This window comes from Sphingomonas sp. CV7422 (assembly GCF_027945725.1).
Taxonomy (GTDB): domain Bacteria; phylum Pseudomonadota; class Alphaproteobacteria; order Sphingomonadales; family Sphingomonadaceae; genus Sphingomonas; species Sphingomonas kyungheensis.
The window spans coordinates 2,051,219-2,073,146 of record NZ_CP115900.1; the positions used below are offsets into that span (position 1 = coordinate 2,051,219).

Genomic DNA, 21,928 nt, shown 5'->3' on the forward strand with positions numbered 1-21,928 from the left:
GGTTGTCGGCGGCATGAAAAGCGTTCAGGCGCATCCCGACAACGTCTCGTCTCCGGATCGCGATCGGACAAGTTGACGCAAACGTCAACCTAGGGAAGGTTCGGGGAAACAAAAAGGAACAGCGTGGGGGCCGATCAACATAGCGACTGGCTGGCGGGCGTCGCGAGCGCGCTCGACTGGTGGCAGGAGGCGGGCGTCGACACGCTCGTCGCCGATACGCCGCGCGACTGGCTCGCCGAGCCGATGGTCGTTCCGGCGATGCCCGCCCCCGCCCCTGCCCTCGCGGCGGCGCCGGCCGCGGCGACGATGCCCGACCGGATCGCCGATTTCATCGCCTGGCGCGCCGGCGATGCGGTGCCGGAAGTCTCCTGGCGCGGGATCTCGATCGCGGCGAGCGGCCCGCACGATGCGGCGGTGATGGTGCTGGTCGACTGCCCCGACAAGGAGGATGGCGAGGCCGGCAGCTTGCTCAGCGGACAGGCGGGCGCCTTGTTCGACCGGATGCTCGCCGCGATCGGCCTGAGCCGCGAGACCATCCACCTCGCCGCGGTCTGCGCGAAGCGGCCGGTCGCCGGCCGGATGCCGCCCGATACCGAGACGCGTTTGTCCGCCATCGCGCAGCATCATGTCGGGCTGGTCGCGCCGCAACGGCTGCTGCTGCTCGGCAATGCGGCGAGCCGTGCCGTTCTGGGGGCGGAAATGCCGGCGGCACGCGGGTCTTTACACTCATTTAACCATAGAAGCGGAAAGACCGGGGTGGTCGCCACTTTCCACCCGCGCTTCCTGCTCGAAAAGCCCGTGGCCAAGGCGGAGGCCTGGAAGGACCTGCAATTGCTGATCGGACCCGCATGACCCGCACGCTCGCCCTGCTCGTCGCGCTCGCGCTCCCCGCCACCTTCCCCGCCGCCGCGGACGCCGCGCCCGGCGATCCGGCCGGCGATGCGAGGCCGGTCACCGCCGCCGCGCTCGCCGATCGCATTCCCGATCAGCTCGATGCCAGCCAGCGCGAGGGCTATCGCGCGGTGTTCCAGGCGATCCGCGACGGCAGGTGGCAGGATGCGCAGCTCGGGCTCGACGCGATGAAGCCCGGCCCGCTGCACGCGATCGCCCGCGCCGAACTTTATACCGCCAAGGGCTCGCCGCGGATCGAGATGGAACCGCTCGTCGCCTTGCTCAACGAAGCACCCGAGCTGCCCGAGGCGGAGACCCTCGCCCGCCTCGCCCGCAGCCGCGGTGCGGCGGAGCTGCCGCCGCTGCCGCAGGCGCAGCGGCTGATCTGGCAGGACGGCGCGCCGCGCCGCGTCCGTGCCAAGGCGACACGCAGCGACGAGGTCGCCGCCGGGCTCGCCGTGGCGATGCAGCCCTATATCAAGGGCGACATGGGCGCCGAGGCGCAGGCGCTGCTCGAATCGACGCCCGGCCTGTCGCCCGAGGCGCTGAGCGAATGGCAGGCGAAGGTCGCCTGGATGTATTATCTCACCGGCGACGATCGCAATACGCGCGCGATGGCGGCCAAGGCCGCCGCGGGCGACGGCGACTGGGCGGTCCAGGGGCGCTGGATGGGTGCGCTCGCCGCCTGGCGGCAGAATGACTGCGCCGCCGCGGCCGGCGAATTCTCCGGCGTCGCTGCGCGCGCCACCGACGTCGATCTGCGTGCCGCCGCGCTCTATTGGGCGGCGCGGGCCGATATGATGTGCGGCCGCCCCGACCGCGTGCAGGCGCGCCTGCAGTCCGCGGCGCAATTCTCCGAAAGCTTCTACGGCCAGCTCGCCCGACAGGCGCTGCTGATCCGCGATACCAGCCGCCCGTCGACGCAGGTCGTCGCCGCCGACTGGGCGCGGCTCGACAAGCGGCCGAACATCCGCGTTGCCGCCGCGCTCGCCGAGATCGGCGAGACCGACCTTGCCGACACCGTCGTGCGCCAGCAGGCGCGGATCGGCGACCCGGCCGAATTCGGCAGCTTGGTCCGCGTCGCCGAGGCGCTCAGCCTGCCCGCCACGACCGTCTGGCTCGCACACAATTGCCCGCAGGGCGTCGTCGCCACCGCCGAGGCGCGCTACCCGACGCCCAATTGGACCCCGTCGAGCGGCTGGCGCGTCGACAAGGCCTTGGTCTATGCCCATACGCTCGAGGAAAGCGGCTTCCGCAACAAGGTTGTGAGCCCCGCCGGCGCCTATGGCCTGATGCAGATCATGCCCGCCGCCGCGACCGACTATTCGCGCGAACGCGGCCTGCCGCTCGACAAGGCGGCGCTGACCAAGCCGGCGACCAACATGGACATCGGCCAGCGCCATCTGGAGCGCTTGCGCGACATGGCGGGCGTGACCGGCGGGCTGCTGCCCAAGGTGATCGCCGCCTATAACGCCGGCCCGCGACCGGTCGGCGACTGGAACGCGATCGTCCACGACAATGGCGACCCGCTGCTCTACATCGAAAGCATCCCCTATTGGGAGACGCGCGGCTATGTCACCACGGTGCTGCGCAACTATTGGATGTACGAGGCACAAGGCGGCCGCAAGGCCTCGGCGAGCCGCTCCGCGCTGGCGCAGGGCATGTGGCCGCGCTTCCCCGGCCTGCCCGGCGCCGCCGCGGTCCGCATCGCCGGCCGCCCGAGCAACACCGCGATCGCGGTGAACGGCAGCGTCAGCCCGCAGTCGCGGACGACGGTGGCGGGGAATTGAGGCGGGTGGTGCGCTAGCGCCGGACTTCGGCAGCGATCCTCACGGCATCCATCTCCTCTCGGCACCGGCCGCGGGCGAGGTATTGCAGGAGAGGTTCACGCGCTCACCATTCCGATCGCACACAGCCACAGCTCGACGAGCCGCGGCCACTGCCCAACCGGCTCGCTGCCGTGGCGCAGCGCAAAGGCGTGTCCGCCTTTGGCAAAGAGGTGGACTTCGGTCGACACGCCGGCTTTGTCGAGCGCCGACGCGTACATCAGGCTGTTGCAGATCGGATCGACCGGATCGTTCCACGCCTGGGCGATGAAGGTCGGCGGCGCGGCGCGGCTGACCGGCAGTTTCGGATCGAACGTGCCGTGTTGGCGGCAGATGTGCCCCGGATAGAGCGCCACGGCGAAATCGGGCCGACTGCTCACCGCGTCGACGGCATCGACCGGGCGATAGGTGGGTTCGACGATGTTGCTGGTCTGGGCGACGAGATAGCCGCCCGCCGACATGCCGAGCACGCCGATGCGATGCGGATCGATGCCGAGCCGCCCCGCCATCGACCGCACCAGCCGGATCGTCCGCTGCGCATCCTGCAGCGCGCGCGGGATCGCGGGGGTGATGCGACGCTGCGTCTTGTCGTCCCAGAAGTCGTTGCCGCCGGGGGCGCGATATTTGGAGACGATGCAGGTGATGCCCCTGCCGGTCAGCCAGTCGCAGATCTCGACGCCTTCGAGGTCGACGAAGACCTTCTGGAAACCGCCGCCCGGAAAGACAATGACGGCGGCGCCATTGGCATGGCCCCGAGCGGGCATGATGGTCATCGTCGGGACGGAAACGTTGAGCACGGCGGCGGATATTCCGCCGGTCGCACCGGGGTCGGGATAGCTCTGGACGCTTTCCGGCGGCTGCGGCCGGAACGTGCCGTCGGGGGCGGCGCCCGGCCAGATGCGCATCTGCCGCAAACCCGCGCGCGGCTGCCACGTCGACGGGGCGCTCGTTCGAGCCGGCGCGGGCGGCGCATCGGGCTTGCCGGCGCGGCCGCAGGCTCCGCTGGCAGCCCCGATCGTCAGTGCGGTGAGCAACGCTAAGCGAAACGGCGTCATGCGAAATTCCCTGGTCTCTGACGCACCGGGTCTATGGCGTGGCTGCGCCGGCGACAAAGAACCTTTGATCCCGTCTGTCCGGAGATTTGCTCATGGCTCGGTCCCGGGCCCGCGTCGAACCGGAGGACTGACCTCCCCGACCAATGATGGGCTGACTTTCGCCGAACCCCCTCTACAGAGTGGCTATGGCAATCGGACTGGATAATGCGGGGTTCAGCGATGCGCTGGTGATCCTGGGGGCGGCGGGGCTGGTGATCCCCGCCTTTGCGCGGTTTCGCGTCAGCCCGATCATCGGCTTCATCCTCGTCGGCGTGCTGGTCGGGCCGGCGGGGCTCGGAGCGCTGACCGATCGCGCGCCATGGCTCTATTACCTGACCATCTCCAACCCGCATTCGATCGAGCCCTTCGCCGAATTCGGCATCGTGCTGCTGCTGTTCTCGATCGGGCTCGAGCTGTCCTTCAAGCGCCTGTGGGCGATGCGGGCGCAGGTGTTCGGCATCGGTCCCGCCGAACTGATCGGATCGGCGGTGCTGATCGCGGTGGCGGTGCATCTGCTCGGCCAGGATTGGGGCGGTTCGGCGGGGCTCGGGCTTGCGCTCGCGCTGTCGTCGACCGCGCTGGTGCTGCCGCTGGTCGGCACCACGAGCCCGGTCGGCCGCGCCGCCTTCGCGATGCTGCTGTTCGAGGATCTCGCGCTGGTGCCGATCATCTTCGCGCTGGGCGCGATGGCGCCGACCGCGAGCCCGGACGGCTGGGTCGGCATCGCCGGAGTCGCGCTGCGCGGCCTGGCGACGGTGGTGGTGATGTATCTGGGCGGACGGCTGGTGCTGCCGCGGCTGTTCGCGCAGGCGGCGCGGACCAAGAGCCCGGAGCTGTTCCTCGCCGCCTCGCTGCTCGTCGTCATCACCGCGAGCGTCGCGACCACAGCGGCGGGGCTGTCGCCGATCGTCGGCGCACTGCTCGCCGGGCTGCTGATCGCCGAGACCGAATATCATAACGAGGTCGAGGTCATCACCGCGCCGTTCAAAGGCCTGGCGCTCGGCGTGTTCCTGATCACCGTCGGGATGAGCGTCAATCTTGGCGAAGTGCTCGCCAATTGGCCGTCGCTGCTCGGCGGCGTGACCGCGGTTGTCGGGATCAAGGCGATCGTCACCTTCCTGCTGCTCCGCGTCGCGCAGACCGGGCGCGGCGTCGCCGCGGAGACCGGGCTGCTGATGGGCAGCCCGTCGGAAACGACGCTGATCGTCCTCGCCACCGCGGCGCAGGCGCAGCTGATCCTGCCGTCGACCGCCGCCTTCTGGCAGACGGTGACCGCGATCGGGCTGACGCTGACGCCGCTGCTCGCGCAGGCGGGCAAGCGGCTGTCGCGCGGCATCGACCGGTTCGCGCCCAATGACCCGCTGCCCGCCGACGACGGCGGCGACGGGCCGGGCGCGGTGGTGATCGGCTTCGGCCGCGTCGGCCGGATGGTCGCCGACCTGCTCGCGGTGCACGGCCAGCGCTATCTCGCGGTCGAGGCGGATATCGATGCGGTCGTCGAGGCGCGGCGCAGCGGCCACCCGGTGATGTTCGGCGATATCGCCCGCGGCGACTGGGTGGAGCGGCTCGACCTCGCCCGCGCGCGCGCGCTGATCCTGACGATGGACGATCCGGTGCTGACCGTGCAGCTGACGCGGCGGATGCGCGCGCTGGCCCCCGACCTGCCGATCATCGCCCGCGCCCGCGATCCGCACCACGCCGCCGAACTCTATCGCGCCGGGGTGACCGACGCGGTGCCGGAAACGCTCGAAAGCTCGCTGCAATTGTCGGAGGCGGTGCTGGTCGATCTCGGCGTCGCGATGGGGCCGGTGATCGCCTCGATCCATGCAAAGCGCGACGAGCTGCGCCAGACGATCCGTGCGGCGGCGGAACTCGACCGCGAACCGCGCATACGGCGGGTGCGGCGGATGAGCGAGGATGTGCGGTCGGCCTGAGTGCGGGCGCAAGGAACGCAGGAAGAGGGTTCACGCGGAGGCGCGGAGGCGCGGAGGAGAAGAGGGTTCCACGTCAAAAAGCCGACGACAGGCGACTCAGCGAAACTGCTTGCTATCTCCAATGAGAATAGAGGAGGCGCTGCGCGCCGCGGCGCAACACCTCTGCGCCTCTGCGCCTCTGCGCGCAAACTCCTTCTCCGCGCCTCCGCGCCTCCGCGTGACCCTAATCTTCCGACCGGTCGGCCCGACTCGGCTGAGCCCCACCGTAAGCGACCGATGGCGCACGAAGACCAATCCACCGCGCTCGGCCTCATGTATAGAGATCAATAACCTCCGCGGCCTCCGCCACCGCGTCGAGCAACAGCGTGCGGTGGCAATGGGTCGGGTCCCGTTCGTAGCAGAGCAAGGCGCTCGGCTGCGTCGCGGCGAGGTCGAGCATCTGCGCGGCGGCGGCCTGCGCTTCGGGCAGGTCGAGCTGCGCGTCGTAGACCTCGGTCAGCGTCGCGACGTCGCCCTTCTTGGCGGCGTCGCGGCCGCGCTTCGGCGTGCCCAGCGCCTTGAGGTGGACATAGGCGATGCCCGCCTCGGCGAGACTGGCGGCAAGCGACGACTTGGAGAAGCCGGGGCGGCGCGACAGCGGCAATGCGCGCACGTCGATTACCTGCGTCACGCCGGCGCGATGCAGCGCGGCGAGGAAATCGGCCATCGTCGTGGCCTCGTACCCGATAGTGTAGATCGTCGTCATGCCGCCCCAACGCCTCGGCGGGGCGGCGCGTTGCCCGCGCCGGCATCGCGGCCTAATGGCCTGACATGACTTATGACATCCATATCGTCGGCGGCGGCCTCGCCGGATCGGAAGCGGCATGGCAGCTCGCCGAGGCGGGCTATCGTGTCCGCCTGTCGGAGATGCGCGGATCGGGTGAGCGCACGCCGGCGCATCAGACCGACCAGCTCGCCGAACTCGTCTGCTCGAACAGCTTCCGCTCGGACGATGCCGAGGCGAATGCGGTCGGGTTGCTGCATCAGGAGATGCGCGCGCTCGGATCGCTGATCATGGCGCAGGCGGACCGGCATCGCGTCCCCGCCGGCTCGGCGCTCGCCGTCGATCGCGACGGCTATGCCGCGGCCGTCACCGCCGCGCTCGCCGATCATCCCAATGTCACGCTGGTGCGCGAGCGGATCGACACGCTGCCGGAGGGGCCGGCGATCCTCGCCACCGGGCCGCTCACCGCGGCGCATCTCGCCGAGGCGATCGGCGGCGCGACGGGGGCGGAGGCGCTCGCCTTCTTCGACGCGCTGGCGCCGATCGTCCACGCCGACACGATCGACATGGACGTCGCGTGGAAGGCGTCGCGCTGGGACAAGGGCGAGGCGGATTACATCAACTGCCCGATGGACAAGGAAACCTATCTCGCCTTCCACGCCGCGCTGCTTGCCGGGGAGAAGAGCGAATTCAAGGAGTGGGAAAAGGACACGCCCTATTTCGAGGGCTGCATGCCGATCGAGGTGATGGCGGAGCGCGGCCTAGACACGTTGCGCTACGGGCCGATGAAGCCGGTCGGGCTCGACGACCCGCGCACCGGGCGCTGGCCCTATGCGGTGGTGCAGCTGCGGCAGGACAATGCGCAGGGCACCTTGTGGAATATCGTCGGCTTTCAGACCAAGCTCAAACATGCCGAACAGGTCCGGCTGTTCCGCACCATCCCCGGCTTGCAGAATGCGGAATTCGCGCGGCTCGGCGGGCTGCACCGCAACACCTTCATCCGCTCGCCGCAATTGCTCGATCCGACGCTGCGGTTGAAGAGCCGGCCGCATCTGCGTTTCGCCGGACAGATCACCGGCTGTGAGGGCTATATCGAGAGCGCGGCGATCGGCCTGCTCGCCGGACGCTTCGCCGCGGCGGAGCTCGCCGGCCAGACGCTGGCGCCGCCGCCGGTCGAGACCGCGCTCGGCGCCCTGCTCGGCCATATCACCGGCGGCGCAGAGGCGGAGACCTATCAGCCGATGAACGTCAACTTCGGCCTCATGCCGCCGATCCCCGGTCGCACCAAGAAGGCCGACCGCAAGAAGATGTACACCGACCGCGGTCGTGCCGCCTTTGCCGGCTGGCTCAGCTCTCATCACCCGACGGCGCCGCAGTCGGCGGACATTTCGCCCGACCCGGCTTGCGCTTGACCGCGGTGGCGGCAAATTCGGCGGCGTCCATCGCCCCCGATTTGTCGCGATCAGCGGCGACGAATTTGGCGGCGGCGCGGGCGGCATATTCGTCGAAGTCGAGCCGGCCGTCGCCATTGCTGTCGAGCTTGGCGAAGCTCTTGCGCCGGTTGGCGAGATATTCCTCGCGGCTGATCGCGCCATTCTCGTCCTTGTCGTAGCGCGCGAAGCGACGCTGTTCGCGCGTCGCCTCGGCCGCGGCGGGAACGTCCGGCTCAGCCGCCGGGGCCGGCGCCTCGCTCGCCTGCGCCGTCGGGGCCGCGGGCAGAGCCGCCGGCGTATGGCGGTGGAGCAGCAACGCACCACCACCCGCCGCTGCCAGAACTGCCGCACCCGCCGCCAGATATCGCCACATCGCCGAGCCCTCCTGCGATAGGAGAGCCTAGCAGCGGCGGGGCGACGATCAAGTCTTCACCGGCCAGTCATCCGAAAAGCCCAGACCTTCAATGCTTTGACGATAGGCGCAAGATCGGAGCGATCGAGCTTGGCAATTAGGGCCGATAGACCGACCGGACGCAACGTTCTTGGCCAAGTGCCTGAGAACGCATCGGCAAGTGCTTCGCCCGCCGAGTCTGCCGCCCGCGTCGCGCTGTCGCGGTCGGACAGATGCGCCGCGAGATCGGCCAGCGCCCACCCCCGCCCCGCCGGCGCGAGCAGCGGCGAGTCGCCGCCGAGCAGCCTGCCCGCGGCGGCGAACAGCCCCTCCCCCCGCGCCCGCGCATGCGTGTCGAGCGCCGCGGCATCGATCGGGTCGGCGACGATCAGCGCCTCCCAGCCGTCGATCATCGTCGCCAGCAGGGCGCCGGATACGCCCTGGGGCAGCAACAGCCGTTGCAGCTCGCGGAGCAGCGGTTCGGCGGGTGCGGGCGCATCGTCGAGCCGGGTCAGCGCGTCGTGCCACCAGGTCAGCCGCATCTGCCCGACCAGCGGCTCCCGCGTGGTGCGGACGATATCGGCGAGCCGCGCGTCGAGCGCGAACAGCGCGGCCATCGCCGGCCGCATCGCCCTCGACACGGCGAGCAGCGCCAATGCGGTTCCATCCGGATCGGATTTGTTAACCATGCCGTTTGAGAGTGATTTCATACCAGGGGGTTAACCGGGACTATCCTAGTAAACAAACGTGAGCCGTGTTTGGCGATGCGCATCTTTCGCAATCGGTCTCGATCAGGATTTTTGTCCCGGCTGCGGCGCGACCGGGCCGGCAATACGCTGGCGATCATGGCGGCGGCGATGATTCCGCTGATCGGTTTCGCCGGCTCGGCGGTCGATATGGCACGGCTGTACGTCGTCAAGGTGCGGCTGCAACAGGCGTGTGACGCCGGCGTGCTCGCCGGGCGCAAGGCGATGACCGACACGCAGATGTCGACGCCGGTCGATGACGCCGCGAGCAAACAGGCCTCCGCCTTCTTCTACAACAATTTCCGCCCCGGCTGGTACCAGAACCGCAACATCAGCTTCACCACCAGCAAGGCATCGGTCAACACCACCCCCGGCGTCGCCAATGCGATGGGCGGCGTCGCGCAGACGACGGTGCCGATGGCGCTGATGGGATTCTTCGGCATCGGCGCGCAGACGCTGACGGTCAATTGCCAGGCGATCTTCGACGTCGGCGATGCCGACGTGATGTTCGTGCTCGACGTGACCGGGTCGATGACCTGCTATCCCTACGATTCGACGACCTGCAACAACGGCACGGAAAAACCCGCCACCACCTCCAACGGCACGACGACTTATTCGAAGATCGAATCGCTGCGCCAGTCGGTGCTGCTGTTCGACAAGACGATGCGGACGAGCGCCGATCCCTCGACGCATATCCGCTACGGGTTCGTACCTTACGCGTCGTCGGTCAACGTCGGCCGGCTGATCCCGTCGCAATATATGCAGGGCAGCTGGACCTATCAGAGCCGGCATCTGTCGCCGCTCACCGGTACCGGCGGGGTGCTGGCCGGCGACTATGCGTCCGGCGATACGAAAGCGGTCTCGCTGACTGGCGTGCCGAAGGCGATGTGCGTCGATCAACGTTATCCAAGCAGCGGCTTCAGCAAGACCGGTCCGGACTGGAGCACCAGCTATCCGCAGGCGATGAAATATTACAACACGAGCTGGTCCTCCTCCTCCGGCGGAACCTGCTCGGGTCGCGAACAACCCTTGCGCCCCTATTGGCGGTTCGAGCCGGTGCAATGGGACGTCTCCTCCTATCTGACGACGCTCACCGGCGGCACCGTCGCCGATCCGACCCGGTTCGACGGGTCGACCAGCGCCTGGTCGGGGTGTATCGAGGAACTCAACACCTCGACCGCGAGCAGCTTCGACGTCAACAATCTCCCCGACGACCTCAACCCGGACAGCATTCCCAGCCTGTCGACCAACAAGTGGCGGCCGATGTGGCCGGACGTCGAATGGTGGCGCGGGGCGAACCGGACCTACGTCGACGTCGCCGACGAGAGCATCAACGAAAACACCGTCAATTACCGCGCCGGGACCACGCTCGCCAACAACGCTTATGCCGCCTGCGTGCCGAAGGCGCAGCGTCTGGCGGTGATGACGGCGCAGCAGGTCAACGATTACGTCTACGACAGCAGCTTCAAGGCGTTCGGCGGCACCTACCACGACACCGGCATGATCTGGGGCGTGCGGCTGCTCGCGCCGAAGGGCGTCTTTGCGGCGGATACCGCGGCGTGGCCCGGGCGGCCGGCGCCGTCGCGCAACATCGTCTTCATGACCGACGGGACGATGTCGCCGAACGGCCAAATCTACGGCCAATATGGTGTCGAGGATATGGACAACCGGACCGGCTCGGCGAGCAACGACTCGCGCGATTATGCGACCCACACCGCACGTTTCCGCATCGAGTGCGATGCGGCGAAGAAGCGCGGGATCAGCATCTTCGTCGTCGCGCTCGGCACGTCGATCACCAGCGACCTGACGTATTGCGCGTCACCGGGACAGGCGTTCCAGGCGAGCAGCACCGATGCGCTGAAGAGCGCGTTCCAGACGATCGCCCAGCGGCTGGCGATGCTGCGGATCAGCCAGTGAAGTCGCCCCGCCCCACCCTCGCCGCGGATCGGCGCGGCGCGACTTTGGTCGAATTCGCCTTCGTCGTCCCGGTCATGCTGCTGCTCATCATGGGGCTCGGTGACCTCGCCTATTTCGCCTATATGCAGGCGACGCTGACCGGCGCGGTGCAGAAGGCCGGACGCGACGGCACGATCCAGACCAACGCCTCGACCGACGCGGGAACGACGCTCGACCAGCGGGTGATGAGCCAGGTCAACCGCATCGCCAAGAACGCGACCGGGACCTCGTCGCGCAAGAGCTTCAGCCAGTTCGGCTATATCGCGCCCGAACCCTTCTCCGACGACAATCAGAACGGCGTCTACGATGCCGCGACCGAATGTTTCACCGACGTCAATGGCAACGGCTTCCGCGACATCGATCCCGGTATCACCGGCCAGGGTGGTGCGAATGACGCCGTCGTCTATACGATGACGGTCCAGTTCAACCGCATCTTCCCGATCGCCAGCCTGATCGGCTGGCCGAAGCGCGCGACGATCAGCGCGTCGACGATCCTCAAGAACCAGCCTTATGCCTCGCAGGCCGGCACCACTGTGCAGCAGGTGTGCCCGTGACGCGCCGGCGGGCGCGAGACCTGCTCCGCGCGACCCGCGGCGTCGCGCTGATCGAGTTCGCGCTGACCATGCCGCTGGTGCTCGGCGTCGGCGCGTGGGGGACGGAGATGGCGTGGCTGGCGATCACGCATCTGCGCGTCAGCCAGGTCGCGCTCAACCTCGCCGATACCGCGTCGCGGGTCGGGCTGCTCGGCGCTTCGAACATCACCCAGTTGCGCGAGGCGGATATCGCCGACGTACTGACCTCGGCGCGGTTGCAGGGCGCGGCGCTCGATCTGACCAATCGCGGACGGATCACGATATCGAGCCTCGAACAGCAGACGGCGGGCTCGCAATATCTCCACTGGCAGCGCTGCCTCGGCATGCGCAGCGGCACCGGCTATGATTCGAACTACGACCGCAGCAACGGGACGATGGATCGCGGCGACGGCGTCGGCACCTCCCCCTCCAGCGCCGGCGTCGCGATGCCGAACGGCATGGGCGACACCGCCGCGACGCGGGTCAGCGCGCCGGTCGGATCGGGCGTGATGTATATCGAGGTGAGCTACGATTATAAGCCGGTGTTCAGCACCTATTGGGTGCCGGGCGGCGCCTCGGCGACGCGCATTCGCTACACTGCATCCTATGTGGTGCGCGACCGCCGCGACTTTAGCCAGATCTACAATCCGAGCCCGGCGGCGACGCAGTATTTCTGCGACCTATATACGGCGAGTTGATCGGATTTGATGGTGAGGCGTAGGTAAGACCATTGGCATCATCATCCCGCGACGCAGACCCGCAGCCGGGGTGACCCATCATTCGAAGCGGTTAGATCAGGCCGGACTTGTTCCGGCATCCACCCGTCCGCACGGGCATGAGCCGGTAATTTAGCGGTACGGTGGACATCGGAACAGGTCCGGGGTGACGGCGTGTCGGGCGACGGTGAGGCTTGAGCAACGGCTCACGCAACCGGACACGTTACCGTCCGAGTGATCCAACGGCTTTTGCCACCAACGCCCTACTTCTCAGGCGAAAGCATCGGCGAGCCGCCCCCGCCGGAAAACGCCCCCTCCCGCAAGGGAGAGGGGGCGCCTGTCTCAGACGATCTTCTTCACCGTGGCGACGACGCGCCGGGCGTCGATCAGCGCCTTTTTCTCGAGATTGGCGGCATAAGGCAGCGGCACGTCCTCGTTGGTGACGCGCAGCACCGGCGCGTCGAGATCGTCGAACGCCTCTTCCATCACGATCGCGGTGATCTCCGACGCGATCGAGCAGGTCGGCCAGCCTTCCTCGACCACCACCAGGCGATTGGTCTTGGCGAGGCTGTTCAGCACCGTCTGCTTGTCGAGCGGGCGCAGCGTGCGCAGGTCGATGACCTCCGCCTCGATCCCCTCGCCCGCCAGCGTCTCGGCGGCTTCGAGCGCGAGGCCGACGCCGATCGAATAGCTGACCAGGGTGACGTGCTTGCCCTCGCGCATGATCCGCGCCTTGCCGATCGGCAGGACGAAATCGTCGAGCTTGGGGACTTCGAACGAGCGGCCGTACATCAGCTCGTTCTCGAGGAAGACGACCGGATCTTCCGACCGGATCGCCGCCTTGAGCAGGCCCTTGGCGTCCGCCGCGTCATAGGGCGCGATGACGATCAGGCCGGGGACGCTGGCATACCAGGGCGCATAATTCTGGCTGTGCTGCGCGCCGACGCGGCTCGCCGCACCGTTGGGGCCGCGGAAGACGATCGGGCAGCGCATCTGGCCGCCCGACATATAGTTGGTCTTGGCCGCCGAATTGATGATGTGATCGATCGCCTGCATGGCGAAGTTGAACGTCATGAACTCGATGATCGGCTTGAGCCCGCCCATCGCCGCACCGGTGCCGACGCCGGCAAAGCCATATTCGGTGATCGGCGTGTCGATGACGCGGCGGTCGCCGAATTCATCGAGCAGGCCCTGCGTCACCTTGTACGCACCCTGATATTGCGCGACCTCCTCGCCCATCACGAAGACGCGGTCGTCCTTGCGCATCTCTTCCGCCATCGCGTCGCGCAGCGCTTCGCGGACGGTGGTGCGGACCATTTCGGTGCCGGCGGGGATCTCGGGATCGCGCCTGCCGTCGTTGCTCGCCGCATCGAACAGCTGGCGCGCGCCCGTCTCGACCTTCTCCTGCGCCGGGTGCGCCGAATCCTCGACCTTATCGGCCGGCTTCTGCTCGTCCGCCTGGGCGTCGCCCTTGGCGCTGTCGTCCTTGGTGGCGGGGGCGGCGACCGAATCGGCGCTCTCGCCCTCTTCGAGCAGCAAGGCGATGACGTCGCCGACCTTCACATTGTCGGTGCCTTCGGCGATGACGATCTTGCCGATCGTCCCTTCGTCGACCGCCTCGAACTCCATCGTCGCCTTGTCGGTCTCGATCTCGGCCATGATGTCGCCGGACTTGACGCTGTCACCCTCTTTCACGAGCCATTTGGCGAGCGTGCCTTCCTCCATCGTCGGAGAGAGCGCGGGCATCTTGATCTCGATCGCCATCTCAGTACGTCTCCACCAGCACGTCGGTATAGAGTTCGGCCTCATCGGGCTCGGGCGTGCTCTCGGCGAAATCGGCGGCTTCGTTCACGGTCTTGCGAATCTCTTGTTCGATGGTCTTGAGGTCGGCCTCGCCCACCCCTTGCGCTTCGAGCAGCTTCTTGACGTGCTCGATCGGATCGGACTTGTCGCGCACCCCCTGCACCTCCTCGCGGCTGCGGTATTTGGCGGGGTCGGACATGGAATGGCCGCGATAGCGATAGGTCTTCATCTCGAGGATGACCGGCCCCTTGCCCGCGCGCACCCAGGCGAGCGCCTCCTCGGCGGCCCCGCGGCAGGCGAGCACGTCCATGCCGTCGACCTGGATGCCGGGGATGCGGAAGCTCTCGCCGCGGCGATACAGCTGGTCCTCGGCCGAGGCGCGGTTGACGCTCGTGCCCATCGCATACTGGTTGTTCTCGATCACGAAGATGATCGGCAGCTTCCACAGCTCGGCCATGTTGAAGCTCTCGTACACCTGGCCCTGGTTGGCCGCACCGTCGCCGAAATAGGCAAGGCAGACGCCGCCGTCGTTGCTGTACTTGTGGCCGAAGGCGAGGCCGGTGCCGAGGCTGACCTGCGCGCCGACGATGCCGTGGCCGCCGTAGAACTTATGTTCGGTCGAGAACATGTGCATCGAACCGCCCTTGCCGCGGCTGATGCCGGCGGCACGGCCGGTCAGCTCGGCCATGATCACCTTGGGGTCGATGCCGTAGGCGAGCATATGGCCGTGATCGCGATAGCCGGTGATCACCGAATCCTTCTCGCCGTCGAGCGCCGACTGGAGGCCGACCGCAACCGCTTCCTGGCCGATGTAGAGGTGGCAGAAACCGCCGATGAAGCCGAGACCATAAAGCTGGCCCGCCTTCTCCTCGAACCGGCGGATCAGCAGCATGTGCTTGTAGAAGTCGAGCAATTGCTCCTTCGTCGCCTCGAACGGCTTGGGATCGGCGGGGCGCTCGCGATTGGTGAGCGGTACGGCGGGAGGAGCAGGCGATTTGGCCACGGATTACCTCAACGGTCCTGGGGATGTGGCGCTGCCTATAGGCCTCCTTCCGCCCGAACATCAATTCCCTGGGTCGCGATGGTGCGTGACGAAAGCTTGCCGCCCGGATCATGGGCATGGACGCGGGCGAGCGCCTCGCCTTCCAGCTTGGCGAGATCGGCGAGCGTCTGGTCGAGCGTGTCGCGCTGCTGCTCCAGCTCGGTGATCCGCTGGCGGACGCGTTCGGCCAGCGCGCGCATCTGTTCGAGATGCTGCGGGTCGGCATCGTAGAGGTCGAGGAATTCGGCGATGTCGGTCAGCGAAAAGCCGAGCCGCTTGCCGCGCAGGATCAGCTGCATCCGCGCGACCTCGCGGCGGCGATAGACGCGCGTCGTCCCGATGCGGGACGGTTCGATCAATCCCTTGTCCTCGTAGAAGCGCAGGGTGCGCGGGGTGACGCCAAGCATGTCGGCCACCTCCTGGATCCCCTGCAGCTCGCCGCCGTCGTGCATAGACTCCCCCAATCAGCCGGCGTGCTGTGCCGCCTTGGCCTCTTCCTCGGCGACGAGCTCCTTTTTGGATAGCTTGCCGATCAAGGTCTTTGGCAGAGTGTCGCGGATTTCCACCTCGCGGGGAAGCTCGATCTTGCTGATCTTGTCGCGCAGGAAATCGCGCAAGGCCGCGCCGGTGACGGCGGGATCGCTGACCACGACGAACGCCTTGGGGCTCTGGCCGCGATGCGGATCGGCGACGCCGATCACCACCGCCTCGACCACCGCGGGATGTTCGTAGAGCGCCTCCTCGATGACTCGCGGATAGACGTTGTAGCCGCCGCACAGGATCATGTCCTTGATCCGGTCGACGATGAACAGATAGCCGTCGGCGTCGAGATAGCCGACGTCGCCGGTGCGCAGGCTGCCGTCGGCGAAGGCGGCCTGCGTCTCGGCGGGCTTGTGCCAATAGCCGCTCATCACCTGCGGGCCGCGCGCGCAGATCTCGCCCTTCTCGCCCGCCGGCATGATCCGCGTCGGATCCTCGCGGTCGCGAATCTCGATCGTCGTGCCCGGAAAGGGCAGACCGGCCGAGCCTTCCTTGTTGACGCCCACGAACGGATTGCAGGTTATGATCGGCGAGGCTTCGGACAGGCCATATCCCTCGACCAGCTTGGCGCCGGTATGCGCCTCGAACGCATGGCGCACCTCGACCGGCAGCGGCGCACCGCCCGAGATGCAGACCTTGATCGCCGACAGATCGGGCCGCTCGCCGGCGGGCAGGTTGGCGAGTGCGTTGTAGATCGTCGGCACCGCCGGAAAATAGGTCGGCCGGGTACGCTTGAGCGTCGCCAGCAGCTGCTTGAGCTCGAAGCGCGGCAACAGGATCATCTCCGCCGCGACCAGCGTCGAGAAGGTCAGCACGTTGGTCAGCGCGAAGACGTGGAACAGCGGCAGCACGCCGAGCACGCGGTCCTGCTCGGGCACCTCGCCGCCGCAATGGACCAGCATTGCGTCGGTGTTGGCGACGATATTGGCGTGGCTGAGCATCGCCGCCTTGGGCACGCCGGTGGTGCCGCCGGTATATTGCAGCACCGCCACCTCATGCGGATCGACCGCGACGGCGCGTGGCCTACCGCCCTTCGCCATGAAGGCGCGGTAATAGAGATGCTGCGCGCTCGCCGGGGCGTGGCCGATCTCCTTGCGCTTGACCAGTCTGTAGCCGAACCGCTTGAGCCCGGGCAGCACGTCGGCGATCGGGCAGGTGATGACGTGGCGGAGGCCGGTCTCGCCGGCGACCTTGAGGACGCGCGCCTGGATTTCGGCGATGTCGCAGGTGACGATGATCTCCGCGCCGGAATCCTCGATCAGATGGGTGAGCTCGCGCTCGACGTAGAGCGGGTTGACGTTGACGACGATGCCGCCCGCCTTGAGCGTCGCGAAGAAGAACACCGGATAATAGGGCGTGTTGGGCAGGCACAGCGCGACCCGCGTCCCCTTGACGACGCCGAGCGCCTGCAGCGCCGCCGCGGCCCGCTCGACATCGGCGCCGAGCGCGCCCCAGCTGGTGATCCGCCCCATGAAGTCGACCGCGGGCCGACCGGGGAAGCGCTGCACTGACCGGTCGAGCAGGTCGCCGAGCAGGCGGGGTTGGGCGGTGAGCGGCGCGCCATGGCGGATCGCCAGCGAAGGGGTCTGCGATGCGCTCGACTCTCGGCTCGCGGTGTCGCTCATCCGTCTATCCTCTCATCTTCTGTCCCGAGCATATTGTCCGCTCGCGTCACTTGACGTAATGGGAAGGTATCGCACCTATACGGCATCCCGCAAGTCTCGGATGCCTGCAAAGAGAGGATTCCATGACCAACGTCGTCATCGCCGGTTATGCGCGCTCGCCCTTCCACCTCGCCGGCAAGGGCGCGCTCGCCCGCGTCCGCCCCGACGATCTCGCCGCGCAGACGATTCGCGGGCTGATCGAGAAGACCGGCGTCGATGCGGCGGCGATCGAGGACATCATCCTCGGCTGCGCCTTTCCGGAGGGCGAACAGGGCCTCAACGTCGCGCGGCTGATCGGCCTGCTCGCCGATCTGCCGCTGTCGGTCGGCGGCATGACGGTCAACCGCTTTTGCGGATCGTCGATGAGCGCGATCCATATCGCCATGGGCCAGATCCAGATCGGCGCGGGCGAGGCGTTCATCTGCGCCGGCCTCGAATCGATGAGCCGCATTCCGATGGGCGGCTACAACCCCCTGCCCAACCCGGCGCTCGCCAAGGCCAAGCCCGGCGCGTATATGGGTATGGGCGAGACCGCGGAGAACGTCGCGACCAAATATCAGATCACCCGCGGCGAGCAGGATGCCTTTGCGGTGAAGAGCCAGCAGAAGGCCGCCGCGGCGCGCACCGACGGCCGCCTTGCCGACGAGATCGTGCCGATCACCACCAAGGCGGGCACGGTCAGCGAGGACGGCACGATCCGCCCCGACACCAATGTCGCGGCGCTCGGCGCGCTCAAGCCCGCGTTCAGCCAGGATGGATCGGTGACCGCCGGCACCTCGTCGCCGCTGACCGACGGCGCCTCGGCCGTGCTCGTCACGTCGGAGGACTTTGCGGTCAAGCACGGCCTCAAGATCCTCGCCCGGATCAAGGCGGTCGGCGTATCGGGGATCGAGCCCGAGACGATGGGCCTCGGCCCGATCAGCGCCTCGCGCAAGGCGCTGGAGCGGGCGGGCGTCACCGTCGCCGACCTTGACGTGGTCGAGATCAACGAGGCCTTCGCCAGCCAGGCGATCGCCTGCATCCGCGACCTCGGCCTCAAGGACGAGACGATCAACAAGGACGGCGGGGCGATTGCGATCGGCCATCCGCTCGGCGCGACCGGTGCGCGCATCGTCGGCAAGGCGGCGGCGCTGCTCGAGCGCGAGGGCGGCCGCTATGCGCTCGCCACCCAATGTATCGGTGGCGGCCAGGGCATCGCCACGGTGCTGGAGCGCGCATGATGACTGACGCCATTCGCAAAGTGTGCGTAATCGGCGCCGGCGTGATGGGCGCCGGCATCGCCGCGCAGGTCGCCAATGCCGGCGTGCCGGTGCTGCTGCTCGACATTCCGGCCAGGGACGGCGACGATCGCGACGCGGTCGCCAAGGGCGCGGTGGCGAAGATGCTCAAGACCGACCCCGCGCCGTTCATGTCGAATGCCGCGGCGAAGCTGGTCGAGACGGGCAATATCGACGACCACCTCGCCCGCGTCGCCGAATGCGACTGGATCGTCGAGGCGATCGTCGAGCGGCTCGACATCAAGCAGTCGCTCTACGCCAAGCTGGAAACGCTCAAGCGCCCCGGCACCGCCGTCTCGTCGAACACCTCGACCATTCCGCTCGGCGCGCTGGTCGACGGGCGCTCGGACCAGTTCAAGGCCGATTTCCTCATCACCCACTTCTTCAATCCGCCGCGCTACATGCGGCTGATCGAGATCGTCCGCGGCGCGCAGACCGATGCGACGGTGGCGGGACGGGTTGAGGATTTCGTCGATCGCTTCATGGGCAAGCGCATCGTCCGCGCCAAGGACACGCCGGGCTTCATCGCCAACCGCATCGGCACCTATTGGCTCGCCGTCGCGATCAATGCGGCGATGGATCAGGGCCTGACCGTCGAAGAGGCCGACCAGATCGGCGGCCGGCCGATGGGCGTACCCAAGACCGGCATCTTCGGGCTGGTCGATCTGGTCGGCGTCGACCTGATGCCGTTGCTGTCGAAGAGCCTGTCGTCGACGCTGCCGCAGGGCGACCCCTATTTCGAGACGGTGCGACCGATGCCGCTGGTCGACAGGATGATCGCCGAGGGCTTCACCGGCCGCAAGGGCAAGGGCGGCTTCTACCGCTTCGACAAGGCGACGCGCACCAAGCTCGCGCTCGACCTTGCCACCGGTGACTATCGCGAGGGGATCAAGCCCGCCGCCTTGCCGCCCAAGGCCGAGAAGGATCTCGCCGCGCTGATCGCGACGCCCGGCAAGGTCGGCGACTATGCCTGGGAGGTGCTCGGCAAGACGCTCGCTTATGCGGCGATGCTCGTCGGGGAGGCTGCCGACGATATCGTCGCGATCGATGATGCGATGAAACTCGGCTACAATTGGAAGTTCGGGCCGTTCGAGCTGATCGACCGGATCGGCGCCGCGCCCTTTGCCGCGCGGCTGCGCGACGCGGGCCGCGACGTGCCGGCGATCCTCGACGTCGCGGGCGAGCGCAGCTTCTACCGCGTCGTCGACGGCAAGCGCCAGTTCCTCACCCGCGACGGCGACTATGCCGATGTGGTGCGCGGCGACGGCGTGATGCTGCTCGAGGATATCAAGCTCGGCGCCGAACCGGTGCTGCGCAATGCCTCGGCCGCGCTGTGGGATATCGGCGACGGCGTCGCGGCGCTCGAATTCACCACCAAGATGAACGCGCTCGACGGCGAGATCATGGCGCTGATCCAGCAGGCGATTCCGATCGTCGCAGAGCGGTTCAAGGCGCTGGTGATCTACAACGAAGGCTCGAACTTCTCGGCGGGCGCCAATCTCGGCATGGCGATGTTTGCGGTCGCCGCCGGCATGTGGGGCGAGATCGAAAAGCTCGTCGCCGGCGGTCAGCAGGCGATGAAGGCGCTGAAATACGCGCCCTTCCCCGTCGTCGCCGCGCCCGCGGGTATGGCGCTCGGCGGCGGCTGCGAGGTGGTGCTCCACGCCGATGCGGTGCAGGCGCATGCCGAAAGCTATATCGGCCTGGTCGAATGCGGCGTCGGCCTGTTGCCCGGCTGGGGCGGCAATGGCGAATTGCTCGATCGGCTCGCGCATGCGCCGATGCTGCCCAAGGGGCCGATGCCCGCGGTCGCCAAGGCGTTCGAGACGATCTCGACCGCGCAGGTCTCCAAATCGGCGGCGCTCGCCAAGGAGATGCTGCTGCTGCGGCCGAACGACGGCATCACGATGAACCGCGACCGGCTCCTCGCCGACGCCAAGGCCAAGGCGCTGTCGCTGGTCGCGGGCTATGCGCCGCCCGAGCAGCCGACCTTCCGCCTGCCCGGCGAAAGCGGTCAGGTCGGCATCGCCGGCGTGGTCGACGGCTTCCACAAGAAGGGCGTGGCGACCGACTATGACGTCGTCGTCTCGGCCCGGCTGGCGCGCGTCCTGACCGGCGGCGACGCCGATCTGGTCGATGTCGTTGGCGAGGATGACCTGCTCGCGCTCGAGCGCGAGGGGTTCATGGAGGCGGTGCGCGATCCCCGGACGCAGGCGCGCATCCAGCAGATGCTGACGACGGGGAAGCCGCTGCGCAACTGAGCCGTCGCGCTGTCGTGGTTCGGCGGTCCTGATGATCGGTCGGGGCTTCCGCAAACCAACCGACCGTCCTGCTGGGGACGGTCGGGCGACCGCGTCGTCGCGAGGCTTGCTCCAGCCGGCTCCTGGCCTGCGTGAATCGGTGCGCCAGCCCCACGGTGCCCCGGCGCAGGCGGCGCCCGGTTTTCTCGTCGCAACCGGCCGCCGGCCTGCTTGGCCGCTGGGTTCGAGCCCGCGCGGGAAGACTGGCGTCTCGCGGATGGCCCCCTTTGCGGACGCCCCATCACCCCCGAGTCGCAGGCCGCGACGCCGCGATTCGGCCATTCGTGGCACCGCTGCCGCACCCGCCGGACAATCGGCGTGGCGGCGCTTGACTTGCCCCGGCAGCGGGTTAACCGGGCCGCAGCTTGCCGTATACGGCATCTGCTTAGCCATTAGGTCATCGTTCATCTTTACGCGGTGATGATGACGGGGCGACCGTACGGATACGGCGTCCGACCAGTGCAAGACCGATGTGCGCGGTGGACCGCGGGCATCATGGAGAGGAGAATGACCATGTCCCTGCTGTTGCTCGGTGCCCTGCTCGCCGCGGCGCCAGACCCCGGCGCGGAGGCCGCGATCGGCCGCTGGAAGACCGAGACGCGCGGCGGCATCGTCGAGATCCAGCGCTGCGGCGCATCGATCTGCGGCCGCATCGTCACGTCGGAGCTGCTGCGTACCCAGCCCGACCTCAAGGACAGCAAGAACCCCGATCCGGCGCAGCGTAACCGCCCGCTCAAGGGCCTGCTGATCCTCAGCGGCTTCACCGCCAGCGGCAACGCCTGGACCGGCGGATCGATCTACAAGGCCGACGACGGCAAGACCTATAAGGCGACGGTGACGCCGCTCACCGCCGACACGCTCAAGGTGCGCGGCTGCGTCTTCGTGCCGCTCTGCAAGACGCAGACCTGGACGCGCATCCGCTGATCCGGCGCCGCCCGCCGCATCCCTCGCACCAGCCCCCTTCCCATCCCTTTCAGAGG

18 protein-coding genes are annotated in these 21,928 nt (G+C 67.9%); 10 read left to right on the forward strand and 8 right to left on the reverse strand.

The features are described 5' to 3' along the window. Positions 1-123 precede the first annotated feature (123 nt). Entirely contained in the window at positions 124-852 is a 729-nt protein-coding gene (locus PBN85_RS09960; protein WP_037536273.1) for a uracil-DNA glycosylase, read from the forward strand. Further along, a complete protein-coding gene (locus PBN85_RS09965) occupies positions 849-2,681 on the forward strand; it encodes a lytic transglycosylase domain-containing protein (RefSeq protein ID WP_271298850.1) in 1,833 nt (610 codons plus the stop codon). Before PBN85_RS09960 ends, PBN85_RS09965 begins: the two co-directional genes overlap by 4 nt. A 95-nt stretch (positions 2,682-2,776) precedes the next feature. Here PBN85_RS09965 and PBN85_RS09970 read toward each other — a convergent pair whose 3' ends face one another. After that, positions 2,777-3,772, reverse strand: a complete 996-nt coding sequence (locus PBN85_RS09970) for an alpha/beta hydrolase (RefSeq protein WP_271298851.1) — start codon at positions 3,770-3,772, stop codon at positions 2,777-2,779. A 185-nt stretch (positions 3,773-3,957) separates the two neighbouring features. Here PBN85_RS09970 and PBN85_RS09975 point away from each other — a divergent pair, with 185 nt between their 5' ends. Continuing rightward, positions 3,958-5,745: a cation:proton antiporter domain-containing protein gene (locus tag PBN85_RS09975; RefSeq protein WP_271298852.1), complete on the forward strand. Its 1,788-nt coding sequence runs from the start codon at positions 3,958-3,960 to the stop codon at positions 5,743-5,745. 310 nt (positions 5,746-6,055) lie between these two features. Here PBN85_RS09975 and PBN85_RS09980 read toward each other — a convergent pair whose 3' ends face one another. Beyond that, the gene (locus PBN85_RS09980) at positions 6,056-6,490 is read right to left on the reverse strand and encodes a DUF488 domain-containing protein (protein WP_271298853.1); all 435 of its coding nucleotides are present in this window, start codon (positions 6,488-6,490) and stop codon (positions 6,056-6,058) included. 65 nt (positions 6,491-6,555) lie between these two features. Here PBN85_RS09980 and trmFO point away from each other — a divergent pair, with 65 nt between their 5' ends. After that, a complete protein-coding gene (gene trmFO / locus PBN85_RS09985; RefSeq protein ID WP_271298854.1) occupies positions 6,556-7,920 on the forward strand; it encodes a methylenetetrahydrofolate--tRNA-(uracil(54)-C(5))-methyltransferase (FADH(2)-oxidizing) TrmFO in 1,365 nt (454 codons plus the stop codon). Here trmFO and PBN85_RS09990 read toward each other — a convergent pair. Beyond that, positions 7,856-8,314 (reverse strand): histidine kinase, encoded by a 459-nt coding sequence (locus PBN85_RS09990; protein WP_271298855.1) that lies wholly within the window; start codon positions 8,312-8,314, stop codon positions 7,856-7,858. The two genes, trmFO and PBN85_RS09990, sit on opposite strands and share 65 nt — an antisense overlap. Before the next feature lie 56 nt (positions 8,315-8,370). Then, on the reverse strand, positions 8,371-9,021 hold the full coding sequence (locus PBN85_RS09995) for a squalene/phytoene synthase family protein (RefSeq protein ID WP_271298856.1): 651 nt from the start codon (positions 9,019-9,021) through the stop codon (positions 8,371-8,373). Positions 9,022-9,132: 111 nt separating this feature from the next. Here PBN85_RS09995 and PBN85_RS10000 point away from each other — a divergent pair, with 111 nt between their 5' ends. The 3 genes from PBN85_RS10000 to PBN85_RS10010 are packed head-to-tail and all read left to right on the forward strand — an operon-like array spanning position 9,133 to position 12,304. Beyond that, positions 9,133-10,995, forward strand: coding sequence for a TadE/TadG family type IV pilus assembly protein (locus PBN85_RS10000; RefSeq protein ID WP_271298857.1), 1,863 nt, complete (start codon positions 9,133-9,135; stop codon positions 10,993-10,995). Further along, positions 10,992-11,588: a TadE/TadG family type IV pilus assembly protein gene (locus PBN85_RS10005; RefSeq protein WP_271298858.1), complete on the forward strand. Its 597-nt coding sequence runs from the start codon at positions 10,992-10,994 to the stop codon at positions 11,586-11,588. The genes PBN85_RS10000 and PBN85_RS10005 overlap by 4 nt, the downstream gene beginning before the upstream one ends. After that, a complete protein-coding gene (locus tag PBN85_RS10010; RefSeq protein ID WP_271298859.1) occupies positions 11,585-12,304 on the forward strand; it encodes a TadE/TadG family type IV pilus assembly protein in 720 nt (239 codons plus the stop codon). Before PBN85_RS10005 ends, PBN85_RS10010 begins: the two co-directional genes overlap by 4 nt. A gap of 360 nt (positions 12,305-12,664) precedes the next feature. Here PBN85_RS10010 and PBN85_RS10015 read toward each other — a convergent pair whose 3' ends face one another. Genes PBN85_RS10015 through PBN85_RS10030 form a run of 4 tightly spaced genes read right to left on the reverse strand, consistent with a single transcriptional unit; the run spans position 12,665 to position 17,332 of the window. Further along, positions 12,665-14,086, reverse strand: a complete 1,422-nt coding sequence (locus PBN85_RS10015) for a pyruvate dehydrogenase complex E1 component subunit beta (RefSeq protein WP_271298860.1) — start codon at positions 14,084-14,086, stop codon at positions 12,665-12,667. Between the two features lies 1 nt (position 14,087). Then, a complete protein-coding gene (gene pdhA / locus PBN85_RS10020; protein ID WP_037536253.1) occupies positions 14,088-15,128 on the reverse strand; it encodes a pyruvate dehydrogenase (acetyl-transferring) E1 component subunit alpha in 1,041 nt (346 codons plus the stop codon). A 35-nt stretch (positions 15,129-15,163) separates the two neighbouring features. Further along, the gene (locus tag PBN85_RS10025) at positions 15,164-15,619 is read right to left on the reverse strand and encodes a MerR family transcriptional regulator (RefSeq protein WP_051583669.1); all 456 of its coding nucleotides are present in this window, start codon (positions 15,617-15,619) and stop codon (positions 15,164-15,166) included. Positions 15,620-15,631: 12 nt separating this feature from the next. After that, positions 15,632-17,332, reverse strand: coding sequence for a long-chain-fatty-acid--CoA ligase (locus PBN85_RS10030; RefSeq protein WP_271298861.1), 1,701 nt, complete (start codon positions 17,330-17,332; stop codon positions 15,632-15,634). Between the two features lie 122 nt (positions 17,333-17,454). Between PBN85_RS10030 and PBN85_RS10035 the strand changes: the two genes are divergently transcribed. The 3 genes from PBN85_RS10035 (at position 17,455) to PBN85_RS10045 (ending at position 21,872) form a co-directional block, all read left to right on the forward strand. Continuing rightward, entirely contained in the window at positions 17,455-18,591 is a 1,137-nt protein-coding gene (locus tag PBN85_RS10035) for a thiolase family protein (RefSeq protein ID WP_271298862.1), read from the forward strand. Next, positions 18,591-20,909 (forward strand): 3-hydroxyacyl-CoA dehydrogenase/enoyl-CoA hydratase family protein, encoded by a 2,319-nt coding sequence (locus PBN85_RS10040; protein ID WP_271298863.1) that lies wholly within the window; start codon positions 18,591-18,593, stop codon positions 20,907-20,909. The genes PBN85_RS10035 and PBN85_RS10040 overlap by 1 nt, the downstream gene beginning before the upstream one ends. A 552-nt stretch (positions 20,910-21,461) precedes the next feature. Continuing rightward, positions 21,462-21,872, forward strand: coding sequence for a DUF2147 domain-containing protein (locus PBN85_RS10045; protein ID WP_037536467.1), 411 nt, complete (start codon positions 21,462-21,464; stop codon positions 21,870-21,872). The last annotated feature ends 56 nt before the right edge of the window (positions 21,873-21,928 follow it).